General features: G+C 70.8%; 13 protein-coding genes and 1 pseudogene. 12 read left to right on the top strand and 2 right to left on the bottom strand.

Annotated features, from left to right (window positions below; translation table 11 throughout):
- Positions 1 to 27: 27 nt before the first annotated feature.
- The 7 genes and pseudogenes from mrdA to OG373_RS18460 form a co-directional block, all read left to right on the top strand.
- Positions 28 to 2,106: pseudogene (gene mrdA, locus OG373_RS18490) on the top strand (penicillin-binding protein 2); the annotation flags it as partial.
- A gap of 110 nt (positions 2,107 to 2,216) precedes the next feature.
- Positions 2,217 to 2,729, top strand: a complete 513-nt coding sequence (locus OG373_RS18485; protein WP_405439278.1) for a DinB family protein — start codon at positions 2,217 to 2,219, stop codon at positions 2,727 to 2,729.
- A gap of 23 nt (positions 2,730 to 2,752) precedes the next feature.
- Positions 2,753 to 3,382: a PadR family transcriptional regulator gene (locus tag OG373_RS18480; RefSeq protein WP_405439277.1), complete on the top strand. Its 630-nt coding sequence runs from the start codon at positions 2,753 to 2,755 to the stop codon at positions 3,380 to 3,382.
- 76 nt (positions 3,383 to 3,458) lie between these two features.
- Complete coding sequence (locus OG373_RS18475) at positions 3,459 to 4,394, top strand: ATP-binding cassette domain-containing protein (protein ID WP_397732821.1); 936 nt, start codon at positions 3,459 to 3,461, stop codon at positions 4,392 to 4,394.
- Complete coding sequence (locus OG373_RS18470) at positions 4,391 to 5,215, top strand: ABC transporter permease (protein ID WP_405439276.1); 825 nt, start codon at positions 4,391 to 4,393, stop codon at positions 5,213 to 5,215. Before OG373_RS18475 ends, OG373_RS18470 begins: the two co-directional genes overlap by 4 nt.
- Positions 5,216 to 5,296: 81 nt before the next feature.
- Complete coding sequence (locus tag OG373_RS18465; protein ID WP_405439275.1) at positions 5,297 to 6,055, top strand: MerR family transcriptional regulator; 759 nt, start codon at positions 5,297 to 5,299, stop codon at positions 6,053 to 6,055.
- Positions 6,056 to 6,176: 121 nt separating this feature from the next.
- Positions 6,177 to 6,887: a DedA family protein gene (locus OG373_RS18460; RefSeq protein ID WP_405439274.1), complete on the top strand. Its 711-nt coding sequence runs from the start codon at positions 6,177 to 6,179 to the stop codon at positions 6,885 to 6,887.
- A gap of 139 nt (positions 6,888 to 7,026) precedes the next feature.
- Here the strand turns inward: OG373_RS18460 and OG373_RS18455 are convergent, their stop codons facing one another.
- Together OG373_RS18455 and OG373_RS18450 are read right to left on the bottom strand one after the other, a co-directional pair.
- The gene (locus tag OG373_RS18455) at positions 7,027 to 8,667 is read right to left on the bottom strand and encodes a threonine/serine exporter ThrE family protein (RefSeq protein WP_405439273.1); all 1,641 of its coding nucleotides are present in this window, start codon (positions 8,665 to 8,667) and stop codon (positions 7,027 to 7,029) included.
- 164 nt (positions 8,668 to 8,831) lie between these two features.
- Positions 8,832 to 9,326, bottom strand: coding sequence for an inorganic diphosphatase (locus OG373_RS18450; protein WP_008742522.1), 495 nt, complete (start codon positions 9,324 to 9,326; stop codon positions 8,832 to 8,834).
- A gap of 163 nt (positions 9,327 to 9,489) precedes the next feature.
- On the opposite strand from OG373_RS18450, the gene dacB reads away from it, so the two are divergent.
- From dacB to ftsH, 5 genes are all read left to right on the top strand, one after another.
- Complete coding sequence (gene dacB, locus OG373_RS18445) at positions 9,490 to 10,938, top strand: D-alanyl-D-alanine carboxypeptidase/D-alanyl-D-alanine-endopeptidase (RefSeq protein WP_405439272.1); 1,449 nt, start codon at positions 9,490 to 9,492, stop codon at positions 10,936 to 10,938.
- Positions 10,939 to 10,976: 38 nt separating this feature from the next.
- Positions 10,977 to 12,119, top strand: a complete 1,143-nt coding sequence (locus OG373_RS18440) for a zinc-dependent metalloprotease (RefSeq protein WP_405439271.1) — start codon at positions 10,977 to 10,979, stop codon at positions 12,117 to 12,119.
- 224 nt (positions 12,120 to 12,343) lie between these two features.
- Positions 12,344 to 13,396, top strand: coding sequence for a tRNA lysidine(34) synthetase TilS (gene tilS / locus OG373_RS18435; protein WP_397732814.1), 1,053 nt, complete (start codon positions 12,344 to 12,346; stop codon positions 13,394 to 13,396).
- A 66-nt stretch (positions 13,397 to 13,462) separates the two neighbouring features.
- Positions 13,463 to 14,023: a hypoxanthine phosphoribosyltransferase gene (gene hpt / locus OG373_RS18430; protein ID WP_030228417.1), complete on the top strand. Its 561-nt coding sequence runs from the start codon at positions 13,463 to 13,465 to the stop codon at positions 14,021 to 14,023.
- Positions 14,024 to 14,227: 204 nt separating this feature from the next.
- The gene (ftsH, locus tag OG373_RS18425) at positions 14,228 to 16,243 is read left to right on the top strand and encodes an ATP-dependent zinc metalloprotease FtsH (protein ID WP_189972089.1); all 2,016 of its coding nucleotides are present in this window, start codon (positions 14,228 to 14,230) and stop codon (positions 16,241 to 16,243) included.
- The last annotated feature ends 113 nt before the right edge of the window (positions 16,244 to 16,356 follow it).

The following is a 16,356-nucleotide window of genomic DNA, read 5'->3' as shown; positions in this document are numbered from 1 at the left end:
GTAGGCAGCCGCCCGGGGGAGAACGAGTTGAGCAACATACCGGAGACCGGCCGGACCCCTCGGGTCCAGAACCGGCTCGTCGTCATCCAGATCGTGGTCTTCTCGCTGTTGCTCACGCTGGGCGGACGCCTCTGGTACCTCCAGATCCGCAATGGTTCGGAGTACACGGACGAGGCGAAGAACAACCACGTCCAGCAGGTGGTCCAGCCCGCCGTGCGCGGCTCGATCCTGGACTCCCGCGGGATTCCGCTCGCCGACAACGCGACCCACCTCGTGGTCTCCGCCAGCCGCACCGAGCTGCTGACCATGAAGGACAAGGGCAGGTCCGTGCTGACCCGGCTCGCCGGGGTGCTGGGCCTGGACGCCCAGGAGGTCGTCGACAAGGTCCGGCTCTGCGACGCCAAGACCAAGCAGCCCTGCTGGAACGGGTCCCCCTACCAGCCCATCCCGGTCAGCGACGAGGCCACCACCGAGCAGGCGCTGCAGATCCGCGAGCACCCCGAGGACTTCCCGGGCATCACGGCCGAGGCGACGGCCCTGCGCCGCTACGCCGCCCCGGACCAGGCCAACACCTCCCAGGTGCTCGGCTACCTCTCGCCGGTCACCGACGAGGAGATCGCCAAGGCGAAGAAGTCGGACTCGCCGTACCTGCGCTCCGACCAGGTCGGCCGCTCCGGCCTGGAGCGCACGTACGACAAGGAGCTGCGCGGCAAGGCGGGCATCACCCGCTACGAGGTGGACAACCTCGGCCGGGTCATCGGGCAGGGCGAGACCGACCCGGCGCGGCCCGGCTCGAACATCGTGACCTCGATCGACTCCCGCGTGCAGGCGGTCGCCGAGCGCGAGTTGAACAACGCGATGATCGACGCCCGCAAGGTCTACGACAAGAACACCCGCCGCAACTACGAGGCCGACTCCGGCTCCGTGGTGGTGATGGAGACCAAGACCGGCCGGGTCGTGGCGATGGCCTCGAACCCGACCTACGACCCCAACGCGTGGGTGGGCGGCATCTCCGCCAAGGACTACGCCGGCCTCACCGACAAGGAGTCGAACTACCCGCTGCTGAACCGGGCCATCCAGGCCCAGGCGGCGCCTGGCTCCATCTTCAAGGTGGTCACCTCGACCGCCGCGGTCAATGCCGGGTACCCGTTCAACAACCGCTACCCCTGCCCCAGCTCGTACTCGGTGGGCAGCCAGACCTTCACGAACTTCGAGTCGCAGGGCCACGGCGACATCACCATCGGCCGGGCCCTGGAGGTCTCCTGCGACACCGTCTACTACGCCCTCGCGGACCAGGAGTGGAAGAAGGACGGCGGAATCAACCCGAAGAAGAACCCGAACGACTGGTTCCTCAAGACCGCCCACGAGTTCGGGCTGGGCAAGCGCACCGGCATCGACCTGCCGAACGAGGTCCCCGGCCGCGTCCCCGACCGGAAGTGGAAGCAGGACTTCTTCGAGGCGAACAAGGACGCCTGGTGCCGGGACGGCAAGAAGAACGGCTCCTTCGCCGAGAAGATCGCCTACGAGAACTGCCGCCAGGGCAACCAGCTGCGCGAGGGCGACGCCATCAACTACTCCATCGGGCAGGGCGACACGCTCGTCACCCCGATCCAGATGGCCTCCGTCTACTCGGCGATCGCCAACGGCGGCACGCTCCACCAGCCCAGCATCGGCAAGGCGATCGTCAGCGCCGACGGGAAGTCGGTCCAGGAGATCGCGCCGAAGGAGCAGGGCAAGCTGCCGATGGACGCGAAGACCCGCGACAACATCGACGAGGCGCTCGCCGGCGTGGCCACCGACGGCAGCGCCGCCTGGCGCTTCGGCGGCTGGCCGCAGAAGCAGATCCCGATGCACGCCAAGACGGGCACGGCCGAGGTCCAGGGCAAGCAGACCACCTCGTGGTTCGCCTCGTACACCGACGACTACGCGATCGTGATGACGATCTCGCAGGGCGGCACCGGCTCGGGCGCGTCGGGACCGGCGGTCCGCAAGATCTACGAGTCGATGTACGGGCTCGACCCGACGGGCAAGCAGGACCTCTCCAAGGCACTGCTCCCGCAGCCCGCCACGGCGCTGCCGGCGGTCCGCCCGGACGGGGAGATCGAGGGCAACTGAGCCGCGATTGCGGACAGGAGCTGACCGCAAGGCTCCGTAGCGTATGGGGTGTCGGAGGGAAGAGCCCCCGGCACCCCATCCCACACCCAAGGCGGTCGGTCATGGCTCAGCTTTCCACCGAAGTCCTCGGCGACGAGCGCGGCACCCTCCTCGCCTTCGTCGAGGCCCAGCGCGCGGCGATCCGCGAATCCCTCCTCGGACTCGGCGAGGAGCAGGCCGCGAGCCGCCCGAGCGTGAGCGAGCTCAGCCTGTCCGGGGTGCTCAAGCACGTGGCCGAGTGCGAACTGGGCTGGCTGCGTCTGGCGCAGCAGCGGCCGAACGAGCGGGAGCGCAACGAGGAGACCTACGGCGAGATGTTCCGGCTCGTCGAGGGCGAGTCCGTGGAGTCGGTGCTGGCCTTCTGGGACGGGGTCAGGCAGGAGACGGAGGCCTTCGTCGCCGCCGCCGCGAGTCTGGACATCACCTTCCCCCTGCCGCAGGCGCCCTGGTTCCCCGAGGACGGCAAGGTCTCGATCCGCTGGATGCTCCTGCACCTGGTCGAGGAGTTCGCCCGGCACGCGGGCCACGCGGACATCGTCCGGGAGTCCCTGGACGGCACCCGCGCCATGGGGTGAGCGGGGGTGAGTAGCCTGGCCCCATGTCAGCGATCCGGCTTCTTGTCCTCGGTGCGGTCCGCCAGCACGGGCGGGCCCACGGGTACCAGGTACGCAACGACCTCGAGTACTGGGGCGCCCACGAGTGGTCGAACACCAAGCCCGGATCGATCTACCACGCGCTCAAGCAGATGGCGAAGCAGGGCGTCCTGCACGCGCACGAGGTGGCGCCGAGCGCGGCGGGCGGGCCGCCGCGCACCGAGTACGAGGTGACGGACGCCGGCCGTGAGGAGTACTTCCGGCTGCTGCGCGAGGCCCTCGCGGCGTACGACCAGAAGACGGACGTGCTGTCGGCGGCGATCGGCTTCATGGTCGATCTGCCGCGGGCGGAGGTGCTCGCGCTGCTCCGGGAGCGGATGGCGAAGCTGGCGCTCTGGCGGTCGTCGGTGACGGAGTACTACACGCCGGAGGGCGGCCCGGAGGCGCTCGGGCACATCGGCGAGATCATGCACATGTGGGTCCACTCCGCGGACGCCGAGGCGGAGTGGACGCGGGGCCTGATCGCCCGGATCGAGGGGGGCGCGTACTCCTTCGCGGGCGAGGGCGGCGATCCGTTCGTGGGGGTCCTCGCGGACGGCCAGGAGAATCCGTACGCCGCGCGACAGGATGCGTAATCAAGTTTGACTAGCCGAAGGGTGGGCATTACCTTGAGCGGCCCAGCTACTCAAATTTGACTAATGGAGAGCGGTTTTGGCGATCTTCATCGAAGGCGTGCACAAGCGGTACGGGGACAGGTCCGCGCTGGCGGGGCTCGACCTGGAGGTGAGGCCCGGGACGGTGCAGGCCGTGCTCGGCCCCAACGGAGCCGGGAAGACCACGGCCGTGCGCATCATGAGCACCCTGCTGCGGCACGACGAGGGCGTGGTCCGGGTCGCGGGCCACGACGTACGCACCCAGGCGCCCGCCGTCCGGGCCCGGATCGGGCTGCTCGGCCAGCACGCGGCGCTCGACGAGGGCCTGGGCGGGCGGCAGAACCTGGAGATGTTCGGCCGCCTGAACCACCTCGGCGCGCGACGGGCCGGGCTGCGGGCCGACGAACTGCTGGACCGCTTCGGCCTCGCGGACACCGGCAGCAAGCCCGTGCAGCGGTACAGCGGCGGTATGCGGCGCCGGCTCGACCTCGCGGCGTCCCTGATCACCGAGCCGGAGGTGCTCTTCCTCGACGAGCCCACCACCGGGCTCGACCCCCGCGGCCGCGCCGAGGTGTGGAGCGCGGTCCGCTCGCTGGTGGGCGGCGGCACGACCGTCCTGCTGACCACGCAGTACCTGGAGGAGGCCGACCGGCTGGCCGACCGCATCACGCTGATCGACGCGGGGCGGGTGGCGGCCGAGGGCACGGCCGACGAGCTGAAGTCCCTCGTCGGGGCCGACCGGATCGTCGTCGTCCTGCGCGACGCGGGGCGGCTCGCGCAGGCGGCGCGGCTGCTGCCGGACCCGGCCGTGGACCCGGACTCCCTCACCCTGAGCTTCCCGGTGGAGGACCGGATGGCGGGCCTGGCCCTGACCCTGCGCGTGCTGGAGGAGGCGGGCATCGAGGCGGTCGACCTCGCGGTCCGCCGCCCCACGCTCGACGAGGTCTTCCTGCACCTGACCGACCGTACGGATGCCGCGGAGGTGGCCGCATGAGCGCGAGCACGAGCGTGACCACGGGTCCGTCGGCGGGCCCGGGCCTGCCCTGGGTGGTCGTGGACTCCTGGACGATGACCCGCCGCGAGCTCGCGCACTGGGCGCGGCAGCCGGTCCGGGTGGTCGTCGGCCTGGTCTTCCCGGTGATGCTGCTGCTGATGTTCGGCTTCCTGGTCGGCGGCGGGCGCGGGATCGACGGCGAGTACGTCGAGTTCCTGGTGCCCGGGATGCTCGCACTGACCATGGCCTTCGGACTGGAGGCGACCATGACCGCGGTCACCCAGGACCTGGGGAAGGGGGTGATCGACCGGTTCCGCGCCATGCCGATGTCCTCGGCGGCGGTGCTGGTCGGCCGCAGCGCGGCCGACATGCTCCAGTCTGCGGTGGGCCTGGCCGTCCTCGCGGGCGTCGGCCTGCTGCTGGGCTGGCGCTGGCACGGCTCGCCGGCGGCCGCGCTGCTGGCCTTCGCGCTGCTCCTGCTGCTGCGCTTCGCGATGCTGTGGATCGGCATCCACCTGGGCATGGTGGCGGGCCGTCCGGAGCTGGTGCAGGCGGTGCAGATCCTGGTGTGGCCGGTGGGCTTCCTCTCCAACGCGTTCGCCACTCCCGAGGCGATGCCGGGCTGGCTGGGGGCGGTGGTGGAATGGAACCCGATGTCGGCGACGGCGACCGCGGTCCGCGACCTGTTCGGCAATCCGGCCGCGGCCGGGGAATCGTGGGCCGGTGACCATGCCGCGCTGCTGGCCGTCGGCTGGCCGGTGCTGCTGCTGGCGGTCTTCTTCCCGCTGGCGGTGGCCAGGTTCCGCGGCCTGGACCAGTAGCCGCCGCGGGCGGAGGGACTTGCACCTCACGCCGCGTGAGGGACCACAGTGAAGGGCGTACCCAACCAGAGGGCGGAAGAGATGAGCTACTCCGTGGGCCAGGTCGCCGGATTCGCCGGAGTCACGGTGCGCACCCTGCACCACTACGACGAGATCGGCCTGCTCTCTCCGAGCGGCCGCAGCAACGCGGGACACCGGCGGTACGACGACGCCGACCTGGACCGGCTGCAGCGGATCCTGTTCTACCGGGAGCTCGGCTTCCCCCTCGACGAGGTCGCGGTCCTGCTGGACGACCCGGAAACGGATCCGCGGGAGCATCTGCGCCGGCAGCATGCCCTGCTGACCGACCGGATCGACCGGCTCCAGCAGATGGCCCAGGCCGTTGAGCACGCCATGGAGGCGAAGAAGATGGGCATCAACCTCACGCCCGAGGAGAAGTTCGAGGTCTTCGGGGACTTCGATCCCGATCAGTACGCCGCGGAGGCCGAGCAGCGCTGGGGCGGCACGGACGCCTACGCCGAGTCGCAGCGCCGGGCCGCCGCCTGCACCAAGGAGGACTGGCAGCGGATCCTGGCCGAGGCCGACGGCATCAACCGGCGGCTGGCCGCGCTGATGGACACGGGAGCGGCCGCGGAGTCCGAGGAGGCCATGGACCTGGCCGAGGAGCACCGCGGCTGGATCGACGGGAACTGCTACACCTGCTCGTACGAGATGCACACCAACCTGGGTGAGATGTACGTGGCGGACGAGCGGTTCACGGCCACCTACGACGCCGTCCGGCCGGGGCTGGCCGTGTTCCTGCGGGACGCGATCATGGCCAACGCCGTACGCAAGGTGTAGGCGCGGACGTCACGCATCCGACCCCCTCCGGTCCCTGGAACCGGGCGGGGGTCGTGTGCGTTGATAATTGAAACCGCTCCTTCCGCAATACGCCCCCCGATCCAGGAGAGCCCGGAAACCCGTGTATACGCTTGCGCTCGGCCCTCAGTGGCTGTCCCCGGACTATCTGATCTCGCACTTCGGTCTGATCGGCATCCTGGTCATCGTCTTCGCCGAGTCGGGACTGTTCGCGTTCCTCCCCGGCGACTCCCTGCTCTTCACGGCGGGCCTGCTGGTCGCGGACGGCCAGTACATCAAGCAGCCGCTGTGGCTGGTCTGCACCCTGATCGTGGCCGCCGCGATCATCGGTGACCAGGTCGGTTACATGATCGGCAAGTTCTTCGGGCCGAAGCTCTTCAACCGGCCGAAGTCCAAGCTCTTCAAGCGCGAGAACCTGGACAAGGCGCACGAGTTCATGGACAAGCACGGCCCCAAGGCCATCGTGCTCGCCCGCTTCGTGCCGATCATCCGCACCTTCGCCCCGATGGTCGCGGGCGCCGGCACGATGAAGTACCGCACGTTCCTGACCTACAACGTCATCGGTGGCATCGGTTGGGGAGCGGGCGTCACGATCGCCGGCTACTGGCTCGGGCAGATCGAGTTCATCAAGACGAACGTCGAGCCGATCCTGGTGGGCATCGTCCTGCTGTCGGTCATCCCGGTGGTCTTCGAGGTGCTGAAGGCCCGCAAGGAGAACAAGGCGAACGCCGGCGCCGACGCGGCCGCCGTGCCCGCCGCCGACGGCTCCGGCCCGCAGGCCCCCGGCGCGCGCGGCCGGCACGCCAAGCGCTGAGCCGCACCCGTACGCACTCGTACGCACGCAGCACGCCCCGTACCGCCCCGGAGGCCCGTGAGAGGCCCCCGGGGCGTACGTGTGCCCGCACGGGGCCCGCGTACGGGGCCTGCGGGCGCCCGCCCCCGGTGCGCAGCGCTCAGAAGCCGCGGGTCCGCTTCGCCGCGCGGCGCTTGGCGGCGCTCGCGGCGCCCGGGATGCGCATGAACAGCCGTGAGGCCTCCGACCCGAGGTTGACGCCGATCGCGATGGCCAGCGCGATGGCCGCGGCGTTCACCAGCGAGCCCAGGCCCTCGTTCAGCCGGTTCTCGGCGATCAGCAGCAGCCCGTAGTACGTGGCCGAGCCGGGCAGCAGCGGGCCGATGGCGGCCGTCACGTACGGCAGGGCGGACGCGAAGCGGTAGCGGGAGAAGAGCTGCCCGAAGAGGCCCACCAGCCCGGCGGCGATGGCCGTGGACGGTACGGGCGGGATGCCCCCCGCGTAGTGCAGGGCCCCGAAGGTGACCCAGGCGACCGCGCCGTTGAGCGTCACGATCCACACGGTGGAGCGCTCCTGCTGGAGCAGGATCGCGAAGGTGAACACCAGCACCATCGAGGCGGCGATCTGGATCAGCGGCCGCTGCTGGATCTGGAGGACCTCCTCCGGCCGCGGCGAGGCGTCGAACTGCAGCCCGACGTAGAGCACCACCAGCACGCCCATGATGATGCCGATGAAGAGGTACATGACCTCCAGCAGCCGGGCCGACGCGGTGATGTAGTAGCCGGTCAGGCCGTCCTGCACGGCCGCGACCAGGGCCCGTCCCGGCAGCAGCGCGAACAGCCCACCGGTGATCACGGCGGAGGCCTTGACGTCGATGCCGGTCATGTTCAGCGCCACCCCGATGGCGGCGGGCGGCATCGCGGCGACCACGAACTGGTAGAACTCGGGCAGTCCGCGCCCGGCGCACAGCCACGCCAGGCGGTCGCCGAGGATCGCACCGATCACTGCGGCGAAGAAGACGAGGACCCCACCGCCGACCAGGGTGGAGGCGGCGCCGGCGAGCAGTCCGGCGGAGGCGGTGAGCATCCAGCCGGGGTACGGGTGCCGGTTGCGGCGGATCTCGGCGAGGCGCCGGTAGGCCTCCTCCAGCGACACGTCGATCTCGTGCGCGCTGATGTCGTCCACGAGCCGGAACACGGCGGCGAGCCGGTTGTAGTCGGTGCCGCGGCGGCGCACGGTCCGGCTGGCCGAGACCGGATCGCCCACCAGCGAGGGATGGTGGGTGATCGACAGCATGGTGAAGGTGACGGTCGGCTCGCAGCGGTCCAGCCCGTAGGAGCGGGCCACGGCGAACATCGCGGCCTCCACGTCCTCGGCGCCCTCACCGCCCGCGAGCAGCAGCTCGCCGATGCGCAGGGTCAGGTCGAGCACGCGGCCCACGGCGGGGCCCGTCTCGCTCAGCTTCTGGACCGGCTCCGGCACCGGCCGGATGTCGACCGGCATGCGCAGCATCGTGCGCATCCGGTCCTGCCAGGGCGATTCCTTCAGCAGCACGACGGGGAAGCCCTGGCCGGGGGTGTAGGCGGGCGGGGACTGCGCGGCCCGGTAGGTGGCCGGGGCGGCGAAGGCCGATCCCTCGGGTTCGGGCTGCACCGGATCGGCGCCCGCCGGACGGGCGAATTCCGAGGTGGGCTGGTCCTCCTCGGAAACCTCCGGCTCCATCCCCGGCGGCGGCGTGAAGGCGCTGTGCGCCTCGTCGGACTGGGGCTTCCTGTCCTCTGCCCCGTCGGCCTCCGCCACGCGTCCTCCAGTCCGTGATCACCCTGGGCATCAGTATGCGGAATCGTTTCCTCCCGCCGCACGCCCGCGAACGCGACAGCGGGCGGCATCCCCGAGGGGATACCGCCCGCCATGTCACCAGGGGCGCGGGGGAGTCCCCCGGCCCGTTACCGCCGAGCGCGAGCTCAGTGGTGGCCGCCCTGCGCCTCGAGGCGCTTGTACGAGGCCTCGATCTCGGCCTCGGCCTCGGTGCGGCCGACCCAGTTCGCGCCCTCGACGGACTTGCCCGGCTCCAGGTCCTTGTAGACCTCGAAGAAGTGCTGGATCTCCAGGCGGTCGAACTCGGAGACGTGGTGGATGTCGCGCAGGTGCTCGACACGCGGGTCGGAGGCCGGCACGCAGAGCAGCTTGTCGTCGCCGCCCGCCTCGTCCGTCATGCGGAACATGCCGATGGCGCGGCACTTGATCAGGCAGCCCGGGAAGGTCGGCTCGTCAAGGATGACCAGCGCGTCCAGCGGGTCGCCGTCCTCGCCGAGGGTGTTCTCGACGAAGCCGTAGTCGGCCGGGTAGCTGGTCGAGGTGAAGAGGCGACGGTCCAGACGGATCCGGCCGGTCTCGTGGTCCACCTCGTACTTGTTCCGCGAACCCTTGGGGATCTCGATGGTGACGTCGAACTCCACGTCCTGCTCCTCCATGATCAGCTGCATTGCTTCGAGACTGCGTTGATTGCACCGCGTGCGCGTCCGGCCCAGCCCTGCCGGGTGGGGTGCCATGCTCGCGGCAAGACGCAGTGGTTAAGTGTCCCTCACGCATATGTGTGATCGCGAAAGGGGCTGGTCCGAGGTGCCATTGGACAAGACGTGGCAGCTCATCGCGGGTTCGGCCGTCGCCGGCCTGGCCCTGTCGGTGGCAGCGGTGGCCGCCGCCGGTCCTTGGGACTCCGGCCAGCGTAAGGCCGAGCGGGACAGCGCCGCCTCCTGGGGCCGTACGGGTGGCGCAGATCACGGTGACGGGCCCGGTTCCGAAGGCCTGCCGCAGGCCGCGCCCAGCGCTCCCGGCGTGCTCGGCGGCATCGGCCCCGGGGTGCCGCGCGCACAGTCGGCGCCCGCCGCGCCCGCCTCCGCCGGGGGCCTGGCCGCCGCGCTGAAGCCGCTGCTCGCCGATCCCGCGCTCGGCACCGCCCGCACCGCGTCCGTGGTCGACACCGCCACCGGGCAGGTCCTCTACGAGTCCGGGGCGCGGGACGCCATGACCCCCGCCTCCACCGTCAAGATCGCCACCGCGGCGGCCGTGCTGGCCGCCCTGGGGCCCGAGCACCGGATCAGGACCACGGTCGCGCCCGGCGCCGCCCCCGGGCAGATCGTCCTCGTCGGCGGCGGCGACCCCTCGCTCACCGCGAAGAAGAAGAGCCCCGCGGGCTCCGGCGGCAGCCTCGTCGCCCTCGCCGCCGACACCGCGCAGGCCCTCAAGGCCGCCGGCACCGCCTCGGTGACCCTGGGATACGACGACAGCCTCTACGCCGGCCCCGCCCGCCACCCGATCGGCGTCAACCCCAACATCGCTCCGGTGACCGCCCTGGCGGCCGACGAGGGCCGCCCCGACGACTCCACCTCCGGACCCGTGGACCGGGCCGAGGACCCCTCCCGGGACGCGGCGCGCGCCTTCCGCACCCTGCTGGCCGAACGCGGCATCGAGGTCACAGGCGAACCGGCCCGGGCCAAGGCCGCCCCCGGCGTCCAGCCGCTGGCCGTCACCCTGTCCACCCCGATCGCCGGGCTGGTCGAGCGGATGCTGACCAACAGCGACAACGACATCGCCGAGGCCCTCGCCCGGCAGACCGCCCTCGCCTCCGGCCGGCCCGCGAGCTTCGAGGGCGCCGAGAAGGCCGTCACCGACCGGCTCACCGCCCTCGGCGTCGACACCGCCGGCTCCCGCTTCGCCGACGGCAGCGGCCTGAACCGCGCCGACAGGATCAGCGCCGGCCTGCTCACCGGGCTCCTCGTCAAGGCCGCCGACCCGCAGCGCCCGGAGCTGCGGCCGGTCCTCACCGGACTGCCCGTCGCCGGATTCACCGGAACCCTCAAGGCCCGCAACGCCGGCAGCTCACCGGCCGCCGGCCTGCTCCGGGCCAAGACCGGCACCCTGACCGGGGTGAACTCCCTCTCCGGCACTGTCGTCGACGCCTCCGGCCGACTGCTCGCCTTCGCCTTCCTGACGGCGAACAGCCCCGGCCCCGAGGGCGCCGAGAAGGCCCTCGACAAGCTGGCCGCCGCCGTCGCGACCGCTTCGTAGGGGGTCCGCCGGAGGGCCGGTCCACGTACGGTTGACGCATGACGAGCATCAGTGGTGCGGAGATGGTCGACTGGAACCTCGCGGTGGCGACCGCGACCCGGCTGGTACGACCCGGCCCGGAGGTCACCCGGGACGAGGCGCGGGCCGTCGTGGCGGAGCTGCGGCGGCACGCCAGGACCTCGGAACGGCACGTGCGCGAGTTCACCCGGATGATCCCGGAGGGGGCGGCCGTCCCCGACACGCCCGTCCTGGTCGTCGACCGGGCCGGCTGGGCCAAGGCCAACGTCGCGGGCTTCCGCGAGCTGCTCCAGCCGCTTCTCGGCAAGATGCAGGAACGCCGCGCGGGCGCCCCCGGCGGAGCCGTGCTCGGCGCGGTCGGCGGCAAGGTCACCGGCGTCGAGCTGGGCATGCTGCTCAGCTTCCTGGCCTCCCGGGTCCTGGGCCAGTACGAGACCTTCGCGCCGGTCTCCCGGGACCTGCCGGCCTCGGCCGCGGGCGGCCGGCTGCTGCTCGTCGCGCCCAACATCGTGCACGTCGAGCGCGAGCTGGAGGTGCACCCGCACGACTTCCGGCTGTGGGTCTGCCTGCACGAGGAGACGCACCGTACACAGTTCACGGCCGTCCCATGGCTGCGCGCCCACCTCGAAGGCGAAATCCAGACTTTCCTCGGCGCCACCGACGTGGACCCGGGCACCGTCCTGGAACGCATCCGCGAGGCCGCCCAGTCCTTCGCCGGCGCCCGCCCGGACGCCGAGGCCGGAGACGAGGGCCGCTCGCTCGTGGAGCTCGTACAGACCCCCGAGCAGCGCGAGATCCTGGCCCGCCTCACCGCCGTCATGTCCCTGCTGGAGGGCCACGCCGACTTCGTCATGGACGGGGTCGGCCCCCAGGTGGTGCCCTCGGTCGCCGAGATCCGGGAGAAGTTCCAGCAGCGCAGGGCCAGCGGGGCCGGCCGGCTCGACGCCGCCCTGCGCAAGCTGCTGGGCCTCGACGCCAAGCTGCGCCAGTACCGCGACGGCGAGCGGTTCGTGCGCGCCGTCGTCGGCCAGGTCGGCATGGACGGCTTCAACCGCGTGTGGACCTCCCCGAACACGTTGCCGACCAAGGCCGAGATCGCCAGGCCCGCCGACTGGGTCTCCCGGGTGCACAGCAAGGGGAGCGAACAGAGCGAAGCGGAGTGACACAGGGGGCGTAAACATGTCTCACTGGGGGAAGCAGCGTCACCCGTCCGAGGGACCGTGGGCCGTGGAAGGGCGTGCGATGCTCGGGGAACGGCTCGGTTCTGTCACCATCGACGCACTCTGAGTGACATCCTCCCGTTCCGCGGGGGCAGCCGGGCAGCAGCACCCCAGCACACCACCCCAACGCCTCCGAGGCATCCGAACTCCATCGAAGGGCACCGGACATGGGTCCCCATCCTGCGGTCGCGGCGATACGCCTGGCGGTCCGCCGCGTACTCCACGACGTCCTCACCGACCTCACCGATCACCCGGGCAGTCCCCCCGCCCCCCGCACCCCCGGGGGCTCCCTGCCGCTCGTCCTCGTCGCCTGCTCCGGCGGCGCCGACTCCATGGCCCTCGCCTCGGCCCTCGCCTTCGAGGCCCCCAAGCTCGGCATCCGCGCCGGCGGCATCACCGTCGACCACGGCCTCCAGCCCGGCTCCGACCTGCGCGCCGCCGAGGTCGTCACCCGCATGACCGCACTCCGCCTCGACCCGGTGGAGTCCGTCGCCGTGCGCGTCGGCCGTGACGGTGGACCCGAGGCCGCCGCCCGCGACGCCCGCTACGGGGCCCTGGACGAGGCCGCGGACCGGCTCGGCGCCGCCGCCGTGCTGCTCGGCCACACCCGGGACGATCAAGCCGAAACCGTCCTGCTGGGCCTGGCCCGCGGCTCCGGCATCCGCTCGCTGTCCGGCATGCCCGAGGTCTCCGGCGGTCCCGGCACCGCCGGCCGCACGAACCGCTACCGCCGGCCCTTCCTCCAGGTCGACCGCCAGACCGCCCGCAAGGCCTGCATGGTCCAGTCCCTCCCCGTCTGGGACGACCCGCACAACATGGACCCCGCCTACACCCGCTCCCGGCTGCGCCACGAGGGACTGCCCGCCCTCGAGAAGGCGCTCGGCAAGGGAGTCGTCGAGGCACTCGCCCGCACCGCGCAGCTCTCCCGGGACGACGCCGACGCCCTGGACGCCTGGGCCGCCGAGGCGGAGACCGGCGTACGCGACGCGGACGGGCGCCTGGAGTGCGCCAAGCTCTACGCCCTGCCCCCGGCCGTCCGGCGCCGTGTGCTGCGCAGGGCCGTGGTCGCCGCCGGGTCCCCCGCGGGCTCCCTCTTCGCCCGCCACATCGAAGAAGTCGACCGTCTCATCACCGGATGGCGCGGTCAGGGCGCCATCAACCTGCCCGGCCGGGTCGAGGCCCAGCGGCAGGGTGGCAGACTTGTCATTCGGCAGGGCTGATTGGTGCTGAAACACGGCTGAGTCCTCCGGGGTCGTCCCCCGGAGCCCCGGCCGACAACGAAAGTGATGCGGGTGGACGAGAAGGACATGGGCAGCGACCTCCAGTCGGTGCTCATCACCAAGGAAGAGATCGACGCGAAGCTGGCCGAGCTGGCCGCGAAGATCGACGCGGAGTACGCGGGCAAGGACCTGCTCATCGTCGGTGTGCTCAAGGGCGCGGTGATGGTGATGGCGGACCTGGCGCGTGCCTTGTCCACCCCCCTCACCATGGACTGGATGGCGGTGTCCTCGTACGGCGCCGGGACCCAGTCCTCGGGCGTGGTGCGGATCCTCAAGGACCTGGACACCGACATCAAGGACAAGCACGTCCTGATCGTCGAGGACATCATCGACTCGGGTCTGACGCTGTCCTGGCTGCTGTCGAACCTGGGCTCGCGCCAGCCGGCCTCCCTGGAGGTCGTCACGCTGCTGCGCAAGCCGGAGGCCGCGAAGGTCGCGATCGACGTGAAGTGGGTCGGCTTCGACATCCCGAACGAGTTCGTCGTGGGCTACGGCCTCGACTACGCGGAGAAGTACCGCAACCTGCCGTTCGTCGGCACCCTCGCCCCGCACGTCTACGGCGGCTGATCCCGCTCCCGTCCCCGGGAACCCCGGCAGGCCCGCGGGGAACCTGGGGGCGATTCCCGCCGTTGGAGCAGGGGAAGGCGGGTCTGTCAGCCGTCCCATGAGGCCGCGGGTGACAATACAGGGGTACATTCCGAAGAACAGTCTTTACTCACAGCAGCATTTACCTACGGGCAGGAGGGACGGGGCGCCTGGCGCCCCGTATGGATGGACGTGAAGCGATACTTCCGTGGGCCGGTCATGTGGATCGTGCTGGCCGTCCTCGCCGTGGTCGTGTTGATGAATGTCGTCGGCTCCGGCGGCGGCTACAAGACGGTGGACACCAGCGAGGTCATCAAGGCGATCAACAGCGGCCAGGTGCAGAGCGCCGAGCTCACCACCGGCGACAGCCAGATGATCAAGGTCGAGCTGAAGAAGGACCAGAAGCTCGGCGACAACTCCGGCACCAAGTTCCAGGCCAACTACATCGGAGACCAGGGCGTTCAGCTCGCGGACAATCTCCAGAAGAAGTACGAAGCCGGTCAGATCCCCGACGGCTACAAGGTCGCGCCGGACAAGACCAGCCCGTTCCTGAGCGTGCTGCTCTCTCTCCTGCCCTTCGTCCTCATCGTCGTTGTCTTCCTGTTCCTGATGAACCAGATGCAGGGTGGCGGCTCCCGGGTCATGAACTTCGGGAAGTCCAAGGCCAAGCTCATCACCAAGGACACCCCGAAGACGACGTTCGCCGATGTCGCGGGCGCGGACGAGGCCGTCGAGGAACTCCACGAGATCAAGGAGTTCCTCCAGGAGCCGGCGAAGTTCCAGGCCGTCGGCGCCAAGATCCCCAAGGGCGTGCTGCTGTACGGCCCGCCCGGCACCGGTAAGACCCTGCTCGCGCGCGCCGTCGCGGGCGAGGCCGGTGTCCCCTTCTACTCGATCTCCGGATCCGACTTCGTCGAGATGTTCGTCGGTGTCGGTGCCTCGCGTGTCCGTGACCTGTTCGAGCAGGCCAAGGCCAACGCCCCGGCGATCGTCTTCGTCGACGAGATCGACGCCGTCGGCCGGCACCGCGGTGCGGGTCTCGGCGGCGGTCACGACGAGCGTGAGCAGACCCTCAACCAGCTGCTGGTCGAGATGGACGGCTTCGACGTGAAGGGCGGGGTCATCCTGATCGCCGCCACGAACCGTCCGGACATCCTCGACCCGGCACTGCTGCGCCCCGGCCGCTTCGACCGGCAGATCGCGGTCGACCGTCCGGACATGCAGGGCCGTCTGGAGATCCTCAAGGTCCACCAGAAGGGCAAGCCGGTCGCCCCGGACGTCGACCTGGGCGCCGTTGCCCGTCGTACGCCCGGCTTCACCGGTGCCGATCTCTCCAACGTCCTGAACGAGGCCGCGCTGCTCACGGCCCGCTCGGACAAGAAGCTGGTCGACAACCACGCGCTGGACGAGGCGATCGACCGTGTCGTGGCGGGCCCGCAGAAGCGGACCCGGATCATGTCGGACCGGGAAAAGAAGATCACCGCGTACCACGAGGGCGGACACGCCCTGGTCGCGGCGGCCTCCCCGAACTCCGACCCGGTCCACAAGATCACGATCCTGTCCCGCGGCCGGGCCCTGGGTTACACCATGGTCCTGCCCGACGAGGACAAGTACTCGACCACGCGCAACGAGATGCTCGACCAGCTGGCGTACATGCTGGGCGGGCGCGCGGCCGAGGAGCTGGTCTTCCACGACCCGACCACCGGCGCGGCGAACGACATCGAGAAGGCCACCGCCACGGCGCGGGCCATGGTCACGCAGTACGGCATGACCGAGCGTCTCGGTGCGATCAAGTTCGGCGGCGACAACACCGAGCCGTTCCTGGGCCGCGAGATGTCGCACCCGCGGGACTACTCGGAAGAGGTCGCGGCGCTGGTCGACGAAGAGGTCAAGAAGCTCATCGAGACCGCGCACAACGAGGCCTGGGAGATCCTCGTCGAGAACCGTGACGTCCTCGACAACCTGGTCCTCGCGCTGCTGGAGAAGGAGACGCTGAACAAGGAGCAGATCGCCGAGATCTTCTCGACGATCGTGAAGCGTCCGGCCCGCCCCGCGTGGACCGGCTCCTCCCGCCGCACCCCCTCCACCCGTCCGCCGGTGCTCTCTCCCAAGGAGCTCCAGCTGACGAACTCGGCGAACGGCACGTCGGCCGTGTCGGTGGAGAAGGCCCCCGAGGCCTCCCCGGAGGAGCTCACGGACTAGTCCGCGAGCCCGTCCACCCGGAATGGAAGCCGCGCCCCCCAGGTTCTAGCCTGGGGGGCGCGGCACTTTCATTTCACGTGCCCGCGAGTGCGAGTGCACAGGCACACAGGAAC

Source organism: Streptomyces avidinii (assembly GCF_045161815.1).
GTDB classification, from domain to species: Bacteria; Actinomycetota; Actinomycetes; order Streptomycetales; family Streptomycetaceae; genus Streptomyces; species Streptomyces avidinii.
Note: the sequence above shows the minus strand (reverse complement) of the source record. Positions and strands in the feature narration are given on the sequence as shown.